The sequence below is a fragment of the Aquabacterium sp. A08 genome (genome assembly GCF_011742065.1).
Map to the genome: position 1 here is coordinate 1 of NZ_JAAQQT010000680.1, position 12,776 is coordinate 12,776.

The 12,776-nt window shown below is 72.1% G+C and carries 12 protein-coding genes; 5 read left to right on the forward strand and 7 right to left on the reverse strand.

Annotated elements, in window-relative coordinates:
- Positions 1 to 30: 30 nt before the first annotated feature.
- From HA630_RS17145 to msrA, 3 genes are all read right to left on the reverse strand, one after another.
- Positions 31 to 390 (reverse strand): DMT family protein, encoded by a 360-nt coding sequence (locus tag HA630_RS17145; protein WP_166836229.1) that lies wholly within the window; start codon positions 388 to 390, stop codon positions 31 to 33.
- Between the two features lie 70 nt (positions 391 to 460).
- Positions 461 to 1,420, reverse strand: a complete 960-nt coding sequence (locus tag HA630_RS17150; protein ID WP_166836231.1) for an AEC family transporter — start codon at positions 1,418 to 1,420, stop codon at positions 461 to 463.
- A gap of 30 nt (positions 1,421 to 1,450) precedes the next feature.
- Positions 1,451 to 1,987, reverse strand: coding sequence for a peptide-methionine (S)-S-oxide reductase MsrA (msrA, locus tag HA630_RS17155; protein WP_166836233.1), 537 nt, complete (start codon positions 1,985 to 1,987; stop codon positions 1,451 to 1,453).
- Positions 1,988 to 2,082: 95 nt separating this feature from the next.
- Here msrA and HA630_RS17160 point away from each other — a divergent pair, with 95 nt between their 5' ends.
- From HA630_RS17160 to HA630_RS17180, 5 genes are all read left to right on the forward strand, one after another.
- Positions 2,083 to 3,573, forward strand: coding sequence for a potassium/proton antiporter (locus HA630_RS17160; protein WP_166836236.1), 1,491 nt, complete (start codon positions 2,083 to 2,085; stop codon positions 3,571 to 3,573).
- Between the two features lie 126 nt (positions 3,574 to 3,699).
- The gene (gene kynB / locus HA630_RS17165; protein ID WP_166836238.1) at positions 3,700 to 4,338 is read left to right on the forward strand and encodes an arylformamidase; all 639 of its coding nucleotides are present in this window, start codon (positions 3,700 to 3,702) and stop codon (positions 4,336 to 4,338) included.
- A gap of 61 nt (positions 4,339 to 4,399) precedes the next feature.
- Positions 4,400 to 5,686 carry a kynureninase gene (gene kynU, locus HA630_RS17170; protein WP_166836240.1) on the forward strand — a complete coding sequence of 429 codons (1,287 nt, stop codon included), beginning with the start codon at positions 4,400 to 4,402 and terminating at the stop codon, positions 5,684 to 5,686.
- Between the two features lie 2 nt (positions 5,687 to 5,688).
- Positions 5,689 to 6,573 carry a tryptophan 2,3-dioxygenase gene (kynA, locus tag HA630_RS17175; RefSeq protein WP_166836242.1) on the forward strand — a complete coding sequence of 295 codons (885 nt, stop codon included), beginning with the start codon at positions 5,689 to 5,691 and terminating at the stop codon, positions 6,571 to 6,573.
- A 73-nt stretch (positions 6,574 to 6,646) separates the two neighbouring features.
- Positions 6,647 to 7,942 carry an MFS transporter gene (locus tag HA630_RS17180; RefSeq protein ID WP_166836244.1) on the forward strand — a complete coding sequence of 432 codons (1,296 nt, stop codon included), beginning with the start codon at positions 6,647 to 6,649 and terminating at the stop codon, positions 7,940 to 7,942.
- 5 nt (positions 7,943 to 7,947) lie between these two features.
- On the opposite strand, the gene HA630_RS17185 is transcribed toward HA630_RS17180, so the two are convergent.
- The 4 genes from HA630_RS17185 to HA630_RS17200 are packed head-to-tail and all read right to left on the reverse strand — an operon-like array spanning position 7,948 to position 12,686.
- A complete protein-coding gene (locus HA630_RS17185) occupies positions 7,948 to 8,829 on the reverse strand; it encodes a ribose-phosphate diphosphokinase (RefSeq protein WP_371809276.1) in 882 nt (293 codons plus the stop codon).
- Positions 8,830 to 8,831: 2 nt separating this feature from the next.
- Positions 8,832 to 10,421: a thymidine phosphorylase family protein gene (locus HA630_RS17190; protein ID WP_166836246.1), complete on the reverse strand. Its 1,590-nt coding sequence runs from the start codon at positions 10,419 to 10,421 to the stop codon at positions 8,832 to 8,834.
- Between the two features lie 51 nt (positions 10,422 to 10,472).
- A complete protein-coding gene (locus HA630_RS17195) occupies positions 10,473 to 11,699 on the reverse strand; it encodes an FAD-dependent monooxygenase (protein ID WP_166836248.1) in 1,227 nt (408 codons plus the stop codon).
- A 6-nt stretch (positions 11,700 to 11,705) separates the two neighbouring features.
- Positions 11,706 to 12,686, reverse strand: coding sequence for a S49 family peptidase (locus HA630_RS17200; protein WP_166836250.1), 981 nt, complete (start codon positions 12,684 to 12,686; stop codon positions 11,706 to 11,708).
- Between the last annotated feature and the right edge of the window lie 90 nt (positions 12,687 to 12,776).

Below are 12,776 nucleotides of genomic sequence, written 5' to 3' on the forward strand. Positions count from 1 at the left end.
GAAGAGGCGCTGAAGATCAGCCAATGACGCTCAGGCGCGGAACATGAAATAGACCGCGCCCACCATGCACAGCGCCGCCCAGAGGTAGTCCCACTTGAGCGGCTCGTTCATGTAGAACAAGGCGAAGGGGGCGAACACGCTCAGGGTGATGACTTCCTGCAGGATCTTGAGCTGCGCCACGCTGAACTGGGTGTGGCCGATGCGGTTGGCCGGCACCTGCAGCAGGTACTCGAACAGGGCGATGCCCCAGCTCACCAGCGCCGCCACGTACCAGGCGCTGTGGGCCTGGTGCTTGAGGTGGCCGTACCAGGCAAACGTCATGAAGACGTTGGACGCCACCAGCAGACCGATGGTCTGTGCCGGCACCGGCAGTTGCTGCAACCAGTTCATGGAATGGAATGACCGTGACACGAAGCGCCCGATGCTAGCGCCAAATCCGCCACGGCCGCTCGGCCAGCGTTCAACCCGCCCAGGCGTCCATCACCAGCATCACCAGGCTGAGGCTGAGCAGGGCCAGCACGGTGGACACCCCCATGGCGGCGGTGGTGAGGTCCTGCACCACCTTGTAGCGCTGGGCAAACAGGAACACGTTGGCCCCGGTGGGCAGCGCCGCGGCCACCACCATGACGGTGAGCGCCAGCCCGCCGATGCCCCAGAGCCAGGCACTGACACCCACCAGCAACGGCAGCAACAGGTTTTTGGACACGGCCACCCGCAGCGCCGGCCCCCAGTGCCCGGCCAGCGGCGTGCGCGCCAGGCTCACCCCCACCAACACCAGCGACAGCGGCCCGAAGGCGTTGCCCAGCAGTTGCAAGGGCTTGTCCACCACCGCGGGCAGGGCCCAGCCGGTCTGGGCGAACAGCAGGCCGCACAGGATGGGCAGGGGGATCGGGTGCACGATGGAGCCCTTGATGGCCGACCACGCGGTGGCCGCCAGGTGCGGCGGCGCCTGGCCGGCGCGCGAGGCCTCGCGCGCCGCGGCCAGTTCCAGCACGATGGCGCCGGTGGTGAGCAGGATGAGCGCGTGCACAGACACCAGCGTCAGCAGCGTGACCAGCCCGGCCTGGCCGTAGGCCAGGCCCACCAGGGTGATGCCGATCATGACCATGTTGGAAAAAGTGCCGGCCAGCGCCAGCACCACGCTGCGGCAGTTGAAGCCGCGCCAAGCAATGGACGCGGCCAGCCACAGGCCGGCGGCACTGAAGTAAGCGGCGATGGGCCGCAGGTCGAGCTGGTCCACCCGCACCGTGCTCATGGTGCGGAACAGCAGGGCCGGGATCAGCAAGAGGAAGACGAGGTTGGACAGGTCCTTGACCGCGTCGCCCCGGATCCAGCCGCGGCGCCCGGCGGCGTAGCCCGCCCCGATCATGAGGAACACCGGGACGAGGGACTGGAAAACAGGGTGGCTGGCGAAGTTCACCGGGCGAGTGTAGCCAGCGGCCAGCAGGCTTCAGCGCACCCAGTCGGCGAAGGCGCGGCGCAGCTTGGCCACCTTGGGCGCGGCCACCGCCAGGCAATAGCCCTGGTGCGGGTTGCGGGCGAAAAAGTCTTGGTGGTAGTCCTCGGCCGGGTGGTAATTGCGCAGCGGCAACACCTCGGTGACGATGGGCGCGGCCCACGCCCCCTCGGCCTGCAGCGCGGCGATGACCGCCTGGGCGCGCTCGGCCTGGGCCGGCTCGGTCCAGTAGATGCCGCTGCGGTACTGGGTGCCCACGTCGTGGCCCTGGCGGTTGGGGGTGGTGGGGTCGTGGGTGGCAAAAAAGATGTGCAGCAGCGTGTCCAACCCGATCACCGCGGGGTCGAACACCAGCTTGACCACCTCGGCGTGGCCGGTCTGGCCGGTGCACACCGCCTCGTAACGGGGCTGGGGCGTGTGGCCGTTGCAGTAGCCCGACTCGACGTCGAGCACCCCGCGCACCTGCACGAACACCGCCTCGGTGCACCAGAAGCACCCGCCACCCAAAACCACCGTCTCGCTGTTGCTCACGCACCGCTCCTGCCGTTGCCACCGGTGCAGCCACCCGGGCCGGGGTCGTCCCGGGCCACGGCGGCGTGCACGAATTCTGCTAGGGTAACGGACACATGATGCTCTCGCTCGATTTTCTGGCCATTCCCCTGCTGACCGCGGCGGGATTGGTGTTCGTCAGCCTGCTGGCGGGCATGTTCTCGACCCGTCTGGGGTTTTCTTTCCTGCTGGTGTTTCTGGTCGCCGGCATGCTGCTGGGCGAAGACGGCCCGGGCGGCGTGGTGTTCGACGACTTCCGCCTGGCGTTCTGGGTGGGCAACGTGGCGCTGGCGGTGATCTTGCTGGACGGCGGGCTGCGCACCCAGTACAGCACCTTCCGCACCGGGCTCAAGCCGTCGGTCTGGCTGGCCACGCTGGGGGTGGTGCTGTGCGCCGGGCTCACCGGCCTGGCCGCCCACTGGCTGCTGGGGCTGGACTGGCCGCTGGCCCTGCTGCTGGGCGCCATCGTCGGCTCCACCGACGCGGCGGCGGTGTTCTCGCTGCTCAAGACCTCGGGGGTCAAACTCAACGAACGGGTGGCGGCCACGCTGGAGATCGAGTCGGGCCTGAACGACCCGATGGCGGTGTACCTGACGCTGGCCCTGATCGGCTGGGCCTTGGCCAGTGCCGGCGCGGGCGCGGCCGGCTTCGACCTGGTGCAGGCGCTGTGGAGCCTGGTGCTGCAGTTTGGCTGGGGGGTGGCGCTGGGCCTGGGCCTGGGCTGGGGCTTTGCCGTGCTGCTGCGGCGCATCACTTTGCTGGCGCGGCCCAGCGGCGGGGTGCGGGCGCTGCTGTTGGTGTCGGCCGGGCTGACGGTGTTTGGCCTGACCACCTGGCTGGGCGGCTCGGGCTTTCTGGCGGTGTACGTGTTCGGGGTGGTGGTGGGCAACCGCGCGCCCCAGAGCGTGAACCCGGCCATGTCGGCCATGGACGGTTACGCCTGGCTGGCCCAGGCCGGCATGTTCCTGTTGCTGGGCCTGCTGATGACGCCGAGCGAGGCGGTGGACACGCTGTGGCCGGCGCTGGGCGTGGCCGCGGCCCTGATGCTGGTGGCGCGGCCGCTGTCGGTCTGGCTGTGCCTGAAACCGCTGCGCTTCAGCGGGCGCGAGATCGCCTTCATCGCCTGGGTGGGGCTGCGCGGCGCGGTACCCATTGTGCTGGCGGTGTTCCCGGTGATGGCGGGGCTGCCGGGCTCCAAGATCTTTTTCAACGTGGCGGTGGTGGTGGTGCTGGCGTCGCTGCTGCTGCAGGGCTCGACCATCCCCTGGAGCGCGCGGCGCGCCCGGGTGGCGCTGCCCGACGACAAGGACAGCGCGCAGGCGCGCGAGGTGTACGGCGACTTCGAGGTGCCAGGTGCCACCCCCATGGCCGACCTGGCCGCCTTCTACGGCTGGCCGGCCACCGAATGCGGCACCCAGACCGCGGCCGAATGGCTGACCGGCGCGCTGGGCCGCCCACCGGTCGTGGGCGACCACGCCACCCTGGAGTCGGCCGAGCTGTGCGTGCGCCACATGCACCAGGGCGACATCGCGCGGGTGGGCATACGGCTGCTGGGCAGCGACGGCTGAGGCCACCGAGCCCCAGCGGGCCGCGCCATGCGTCACCGCCGATCGCCCACTGCGGGCCGGTTTTGAGAGCGGAGTGTTGTTAATAACCGACACCACGCGTTTCGGCCCGGTGCTACCTTCCCGGGCATGCCAACGCTCTGGGACATTTCACCCCCGGTTCACCCGCCAACGCCGGTGTTTCCGGGCGACACCGCCTACCGCCAGGACTGGGTCGCCACGCTCGGGCCGGGCTGCCCGGTCAACGTCAGCAGCCTGACGACCACGCCCCACATCGGCGCCCACGCCGACGCCCCGCTGCACTACGACCCGACCGGCGCCGCCATGGGCATGGTGGACCTGGACCCCTACCTGGGCCCGTGCCGCGTGGTGCACGCGCTGGACCCCGGCCCGCTGGTGCGCTGGGCGCACCTGGCGCACGCCCTGCCCGACGGCCCACCCTGGCCGGCCCGGGTGCTGGTGCGCACCTACGCCCGCATGCCGGTGGACCGCTGGGACCCCGCCCTGCCCGGCCTGGACCCGGCCGTGCTGGAGCGCCTGGCCGACCACGGCGTGCGCCTGGTCGGCACCGACAGCGCCAGCGTGGACCCGGCCGACAGCAAGACCCTGGACGCGCACCAGGTGCTGCGCCGGCGCGGCCTGCGCGTGCTGGAAAACCTCTGGCTCGACGAGGTGCCCGAAGGCGACTACGAACTGATCGCCCTGCCCCTGAAGCTGATGACCGCCGACGCCAGCCCGGTGCGCGCGGTGCTGCGCGCCCTGGCCTGACACCCCACCGCCGCCTTACCCCCAACCTGCCCACCCCAGCGGCCCGACGCCGCCCACGCCCATGACCGCCACCCTGAAAGACTGCCTCGCCCGGGACGCCCAAGACCCGCTGCGCCCACTGCGCGACCAATTCACCCTGCCCGCAGGGGTGATCTACCTCGACGGCAATTCGCTCGGCGTGTGCCCGCGCGCCACGCCGGCGCGGGTGGCCGAGGTCGTCACCCGGCAGTGGGGCCAGGACCTGATCCGCAGCTGGAACACGGCCGGCTGGTTCGACTGGCCGCGCACCGTGGGCGACAAGATCGGCCGTCTCATCGGCGCGCGCCCGGGCCAGACCGCGGCCACCGACAGCACCTCGGTCAACCTGTTCAAGGTCCTGAGCCTGGCCATGCGCCTGCAGGAAGGGCGTGACCCGCAGCGCCGCACCCTGCTGAGCGAGCGCAGCAACTTCCCGACCGACCTCTACATTGCCGAGGCGCTGTGCCGCGACCGCGGCTGGACGCTGCGCCTGGTGGACGCCGCCGACCTGACGGCCAGCCTGGGCCCCGACACCGGCCTGGTGCTGCTGACCCACGTGAACTACCGCACCGGCGCGATGCACGACCTGGGCGCCGTCACCGCCGCGGTGCACGGCGCCGGCGCGCTGATGGTGTGGGACCTGGCCCACAGCGCCGGCGCGGTGCCGGTGGACCTCAACGGCGCCGACGCCGACTTTGCCGTGGGCTGCGGCTACAAATACCTCAACGGCGGCCCCGGCGCGCCGGCGTTCGCCTGGCTGAACCCGCGCCACGCCGACCGCCTGGGCGACGACCTGTGGCAGCCGCTGGCCGGCTGGTGGGGCCACGCCGCCCCCTTCGCCTTCACGCCCGAATACCGGCCTGCCCCGGGCATCCAGCGCTTTCTGTGCGGCACCCCGCCCATCGTCAGCCTAGCCGCGCTGGACTGCGGTGTGGACACGGTGCTGGCGGCCGAGGCCTTCGGTGGCATGGCCGCGCTGCGGGCCAAGTCGCTGGCGCTGACCGACCTGTTCATCGAGTTGGTGGAGGCGCGCTGCGCCGGCCACGGTCTGGTGCTGGCCACGCCCCGGGCGCACCGCCAGCGCGGCTCGCAGGTCTGCCTGGCGCGCGACCATGGTGCCTACGCCATCGTGCAGGCGCTGATCGCGCGCGGCGTGGTCGGTGACTTCCGCGCCGGCGACGCGCAGCAGCCCGACATCCTGCGCTTCGGTTTCACGCCGCTCACCCTCGGCTTTGCCGACGTGTGGCACGCCGCCGAACAGCTGCGCCAGGTGCTGGAGAGCGACGAGTGGCAACGCCCCGAATTCCAGCGCGCCCACGCCGTGACCTGAACATGACCCAGACCCACACCCCCCACAGCGGCTGCCCGCTGCACGCCGGCGGCCGCGCCGAAGCCATCGTGCGCGAAGAAGGCGCCCAGCTCGACTTCAGCCGCGACATGAGCTATGGCGACTACCTGCAGCTCGACGCCCTGCTGAACGCGCAAACGCCGCTGTCGCCCGACCACAACGAGCTGCTTTTCATCGTCCAGCACCAGACCAGCGAGCTGTGGATGAAGCTGATGCTGCACGAGCTGCACGCCGCCATCGACCACCTGCGCGCCGACCGCCTGCCGCCGGCGTTCAAGATGCTGGCCCGGGTGAGCAAGGTCATGGAACAGCTGGTGCACGCCTGGGACGTGCTGGGCACCATGACGCCGCCCGAATACAGCGCCATCCGGCCCTACCTGGCGCGGTCCAGCGGCTTCCAGAGCCACCAGTACCGCTGCATCGAATTCGCGCTGGGCAACAAGAACCCGGCCATGCTGCACCCCCACGCCCACCGGCCCGACCGGCTGGCTGCGGTGCAGGCTGCCCACGAGGCCCCTTCGCTGTACGACGAGGCGCTGCGCCTGCTGGCCCGGCGCGGCCTGCCGGTGCCGGACAGCCACACCCAGCGCGACTGGACCCGCCCCTACCCCGCCGACGCCGCGGTGGAACAGGCCTGGCTGGCCGTGTACCGCCAGCCCGACACCCACTGGGACCTGTACCAGCTGGGCGAAAAGCTGACCGACCTGGAGGACGCCTTCCGGCTGTGGCGCTTTCGCCACCTGACGACGGTGGAGCGGGTGATCGGCCTCAAGCGCGGCACCGGGGGCACCGGCGGCACCGCCTACCTGCGCAAGATGCTGGACGTGGTGCTGTTCCCGGAACTGTGGACGCTGCGCACCGCGCTGTGAGGCCGGCCGCGCGCCGGCGACAGCGCCGCGGCGCGTCTGCGGCTAAGCTGCAGCGCCACACCCCTGCCCGACCATGACCCCGCCCCCCGCCGCCCCGGCATCGCCTGCCGCACCGAGCCCCACCGAAGCGCTGCCGCCCACCCCAGGGTCGGTCTGGTGGCCACTGCTGGCGCTGATCGCTGGCTTCGCGCTGAGCCAGGCCTTCCGCACCGTCACCGCCATCCTGGCCGGCGGCCTGCAGGCCGAGTTCGCGCTGTCGGCCCAAGCGCTGGGGCTGTTTGCCGGCACCTTTGCCTTCGCCTTTGGACTGAGCCAGTTCGGCATGGGCGTGGCGCTGGACTACTACGGCCTGCGCCGCACGCTGCTGGCGGTGTTCCCGCTGGCCATCGTTGGCGCGGGGGTGTCGGCCCTGGCGCCCAACTTCGCCACCCTGGTGGCGGGGCAGGTGCTGATCGGCATCGGCTGCTCGCCGGCCTTCGTCACCTGCACGCTGTACATCGCGCGGCACTTTCCGCCCAAGCGCTTCGCCTTCGTCTCGGGCCTGGCGCTGGGTTTGGGTGGGCTGGGCTTGTTGCTGACCGGCACCCCCATGGCCTGGTGGGTGGGCGTCACTTCGTGGCGGGCCGGCTTTGCCCTGCTGGGCGCGCTGGCGCTGCTGGCGTGGCTGGCCATCCACCGCTGGTTGCCCGGGGCCACGCCGGGCGCCCACCCCCGGCCCGACACGCTGGCCGGCACGCTGCGCGGCTTTGGGGCGCTGTTCTTGCAGCCGCACACGCTGGGCATCGTGGCGCTGGCGCTGGTCAGCTACGCCGCCTTTCTGACGCTGCGCGGCCTCTGGCTGGGTCCGCTGCTGACAGCGCGGCACGGTTTTGACCTGCTGCAGGTCGGGCACGTGGCGCTGGCCATGTCGCTGCTGTCGCTGTTCATGCCGGCGCTGTTTGGCCGGCTGGACCCCGGGCCGGCCACGCGGCGGCGCTGGATCGTGGGTTTTGCCCTGACCACCGCCACGGTGTTCCTGGCCATGGCCGGCTGGCAGCACGCCTGGACCGACGTGGCCGCCATGGTGCTGGTGGGCGCGCTGTCGGGCGTGGGGGTGTTGCAGTACGCCAACGTGCGCTCCAGCTACCCGCCCGAGGTGGCGGGTCGGGCGCTGTCGGTGTTCACCATGGCCATGTTCCTGGGGGTGGCGCTGGTGCAGTGGCTCACCGGCTGGGTGGCGTCGGTGGCGCCGGCCTGGGGGCTGGACCCTTACGCCGCCGCCATGGGCAGCACCGGGCTGCTGCTGGCCCTGGGGGCGGGCGTGTTCGGCTGGCTGCCGGCTGGCCACCCGGGCGGGCCCGACGGGCCGCGGCCGGAGGCGCCGCGCTGAAGCACTCAGGCGTCGGCGGCCTGCAAGGCCTGGGCCAGCAGCGGCGCCATCGCCACCACGTTGGACGGATGCGGGATGCAGTCGGTGCTCCAGACCGCGCCCACGCCGGCGTCGTGCATCACCTGCAGCGCGTCGCCGGCGAACAGCGCGTGGGTCACGGCCACGTCCACCGAGGCCACACCGGCGGCCCGCAACGCGCGGGTGGCCTGGGCCACGGTGTGACCGGTGCTGGCCACGTCGTCCAGGATCACCACCGCGCGCCCGCGCAGGGGCAGGTCGGGCAGCGCGATCTCGACCTGGCGGTCGCCGTGGCGCACCTTGCGGCAGACGGCGCTGTCGTGGCCGTGGCGCGCGGCGGCCTGGGCCACCCACTGCGCGGCCTCTTCGTCGGGGCCCAGCAGCAGGGCGCCGGGCCGTTGCCGGGCGATCCAGTCGGCCAGCGCCGGCGCGCCGCTGACCACCACCGGCCGCGCCACCGGCACCGCCTCGCCCAGCGTGGCCACGCGGTGCAGGTGCGGGTCCACCGTGACCACGGTGTCGAACAGACCGGCCAGGAACGCCCCGACGATGCGCTGGCTGACCGCCTCGCCAGGCTGGAATTCGATGTCCTGGCGCATGTAGCCCAGGTAGGGGGTGACCAGCGCCAGGTGGCGGGCGCCGTGACCGCGCGCGGTGTGCGCCAGCAGCAGCAGCTCCACCAGCTTTTCGTTGGGCTGGTGCAGGCCGCGGAACACCACCACCCGCTCGGGCAGTGGCACGGGCAGGCGCAGCTTGAGTTCGCCGTCGGGAAAGCGGTGGCGCGCCACCGCGCGGGCCTCCACGCCCAGGGCCTGGGCCAGGGCCTGCGCCGGGGCGGTCTCGTCGTCAAAACACAGCACGCAGCTCACGCTCAGAACTCCACAAAAACGTGCGGCACCTCGCCGGGCTCGCCCAGGCTGTAGCCGCTGTTGCGCAGGCAGGCCTGGCGCGCAAATTCCAGGTCGGACTGGTAGGCTGCGTACACCCGGTACAGCCCCTGGCCCTCGGCCACCGGCTCGCCCAGCTTGCGCGCCAGGTCCACCCCGGCGCCCTGCACCTTGGGGGCGCCGGCCATTTGCGCGATCCGCGCGATCTGCAGGTTGTCGATGGCGGTGACCACGCCGGCGCGCGGGGCGGTCACCTCGAAGCTCAGGGCCCCCAGGGCCGGGTGCTCGACGTCGAACGGGCGCGCGCCCTGGGCGCCGATGAGGGCGCGCATTTTCTCCAGCGCCCGGCCGCTGTCCAGGATGTCGCGGGCGATGGCGTAACCGTCGCCGCCGCGGATGTCGGGGTCGCACTCCAGCAAACGGCCGGCCAGACGCAGCGATTTCTGGCGCAGGTCCTGCGGCGCCAGCGGGTGGTTTTCCAGCACGCGCATCACGTCGCGCGCCTCCAGCACCGGCCCGATGCCGTGACCAATGGGCTGGCGCCCGTCGGTGATGACCACGTCCAGCGACAGGCCCAGGCGGTGCGCCACGTACTCGAACAGGCGGCGCAGGCGCTGCGCGTCGGGCATGGAACGCACCTTGGCGGTCGGACCGATCGGGATGTCGAGCACCAGGTGGTTGGAGCCGGCGGCGATTTTCTTGCTCAGGATGGACGCCACCATCTGCCCCGGCGAGTCCAGCGACAGCGGGCGCTCGACCGAGATCAGGATGTCGTCCGCCGGCGACAGGTGAGCGGTGCCGCCCCAGGCCAGGCAGCCGCGGTGCTCACGCACGATGTCGCCCAAGCGGTCGAACGGCAGCTCCACGTTGGCCAGCACCTCCATGGTGTCGGCGGTGCCGGCCGGCGAGGTGATGGCACGCGACGAGGTTTTGGGGCACACCAGCCCGTGCGCGGCGACGATGGGCACCACGAGCATGGAGGTGCGGTTGCCCGGGATGCCGCCGATGCAGTGCTTGTCCACCACCAGCCGCTCGTGCCAGTCCACCCGGCGGCCGCTGGCGATCATGGCCTCGGTCAGGAAATAGACCTCCTCGCGGTCCAGCTCGCCGCGGTTGGTGGCCACGACAAAGGCCGACAGCTCGATCTTGCTGTAACGGTGCTGGGCGATGTCGCGCACGATGGCGTGGAAGTCGTCGCGCCCCAGGCGTTCGCCGTCGATCTTGCGGTGCAGCGCGGCGATGGACGCCGGCGGCTCGGCCTGGGCGATGCTGGCCGGGTGGCCCGGGGGCACGCCCATCTGGGCGAAGGCGTCTTCCGACAGGCCCAGTTCGTGGCACTGCACGATGCGCGGGTCGGAGGTGACGTTGAGCGTGGCCAGGATGCGGTGGCCGTTGGCCGTGACCTCGACCTTGGACAGGGCCTGGAAGCCCTCGGCGCGGTAGACCTCGCAGTCGCGGTGCAGGTAGGCGACGTTTTCGCGGTAGGTGTCGATGGCGACGCGGCGCAGCTTGAGCGGGGCGGCGCCCGCGCTGGCGGCCGGGGCCTCGGGGGCCGGGCTGATGTGGGGGTTCATGGGGTCTCCGTGGCGGGTCGGGCGCGGCGAGGCACCCGCACACCCACCACCTTAACCGATGTGGCCGGCGGCGTCAGCGGGGGGGTTGGGCGGGCCGCTGTACAGGGTGGGCACATCGAGCAGGCTTTCGCCCAAGGCCCACAGCGCCAGGTTGCGGCCCCAGCGCAGCGGGCCCTGCGCGTGGAAGATGCTGCCGTTGCGCCGCGAACGGGCCTGCACCCAGGCGTTGCGCACCCAGCGGGTGTCGGCCCAGCGACGCAGCAGGGGCGCCCAGTCCGGCGGGCCGGCGGGCGCCTGGGCCAGCAGGCGGCCCAGGGTCCAGGCGTCTTCCAGCGCCATGGCCGCGCCCTGGGCCAGGTAGGGCCGCATCGGGTGGGCGGCGTCACCCAGCAGGGCGATGCGGCCGCGCACGTGCTCCTGCGGCCCGGCCATGGGCGCGCGGCCGTGCAACGGCCACAGGCGCCAGTGCAGCACGCGGTCCAGCACCGCCTCCAGCGCCGGGGCCACCGGGCCCAGCGCCCGCTTCAGGTCGGCGGCGTGGGCGCAGTGGTCCCAGTGGGCGGGGTCGGCCGGGGGCTCGCCGTGCACCACCACGACCACATTCATCCAGGCGCCGCCGCGCACCGGGTAGTGCACCGCGTGCAGCCGCGGGCCCAGCCAGGCGGTGACGGTGTCGGGGCTGCAGCCCGGCGGCAACTCGGCCATGGGCACCATGCCGCGGTAGGCCAGGTGGCCGGTGAACCGGGCCGGCGCATCGCCCCAGACCCGGGCCCGCACCCGGCTCCAGACGCCGTCGCAGCCCAACAGCACCGGCACCCGCCAGTGGCCGCCGTCGGCGGTGTGCAGGTCCACCCCATCGGGGCCTTCTTCGACCCGCTCCAGGCGCTGGTTCAGCCGCAGCTGCACCCGGCCGGTGGCCGCCACCGCGTCCTGCAGCAGTTCGTGCAGGTCGGCGCGGTGCACCGTGGCGTAGGGGGCGCCGTAGGTCTGAGCCGCGCGCTCGCCCAGGCGCAGGCGGCCCAGTTCGGCGCCGCCGGCCACCTCGCGCACGCTCAGGGCCTGCGGAAAGGCGGCGGATTCGCGCAGCCCGGTCTCCAGTCCCCAATCGCGCAGCACCCGGGTGGCGTTGGGGCCCAACTGGATGCCGGCGCCGACCTCGGCAAAGGCCGGGGCCTGCTCCAGCAGCAGCACCTCGGCGTCGGGCCGGGCGCGGGCCACGGCCAGGGCCGCCCCCAACCCGGCTATGCCGCCGCCCACGACGGCCACGGTCGGCTGCATGGCGCCTCAGCGCAGGTCCAGGGCGCCGCTGCGCAGCACCCGCATCGCGCTTTCGCCCACGCCGGCGCCGAAGCGGCGGGCCAGGCGCTGCGCCACGTTTTCGCGCTGGGTGTAGTCCACGATGTCTTCGGCCTTGACCACATCGCGGGCCACCTGGTCCAGGCTGCCCAGGTCGTCGGCCAGGCCCAGCGCCACCGCGCGCTGGCCGCTCCAGACCAGGCCGCTGAAGGTCTCGGGCGTGGGCTGCAGGCGCTCGCCGCGGCCTTTTTGCACCGTCGCGATGAACTGTTGGTGGATGTCGTCGAGCATGCCCTGGGCGTGGGCGCGCTGGGCCTCGCTCATGGCGCTGAACGGGTCGAGAAAGCCCTTGTTCTCGCCGGCGGTGAGCAGGCGGCGCTCCACGCCCACCTTTTGCATCAGCTCGGTGAAGCCGAAGCCGTCCATCAACACGCCGATGCTGCCGACCAGGCTGGCCTTGTCGACGTAGATGTTGTCGGCGGCCACGGCGATGTAGTAGGCGGCCGAGGCGCAGGTTTCCTCGACCACGGCATACACCGGCTTGTTGTGCAGGGCCTTGAGGCGCAGGATTTCGTCGTTGACGATGCCGGCCTGGACCGGGCTGCCCCCGGGCGAGTTGATGAGCAACACCACCGCCTGGGCGCCGGGGTCCTCGAAGGCGGAGCGCAGCGAGGCCACCAAGGACTGGGCGCTAGCCTCGCTCTCGGACGAAATTTCACCGCGCACCTCGATCAGGGCGGTGTGCGGGGTGCTGGCCGCCGTGGCCGGCGCCACGTCGCGGTACACCAGCCACACCACCGCGGCCAGCAGGGCCAGCCACAGCAGCCGCAGGGCGACTTTCCAGCGGCGCGCGGCGCGCTGTTCGTTCAGGGCGGCAAAGGCGAGTTTTTCCAGGGTGGCACGTTCCCAGCCCGCAGGGGTGGGGGCGCCGTTCCGCTCGGGCGCGGTCATGTCTTGCATGGTGTCCATTCAGAATTCGACGGGTTGCAGGTCGTATTGTGACCGCCAAAAGACGACCCCGTCGTGCTCCTGCACGTCGATGGCCACCAGCGGTCCGCG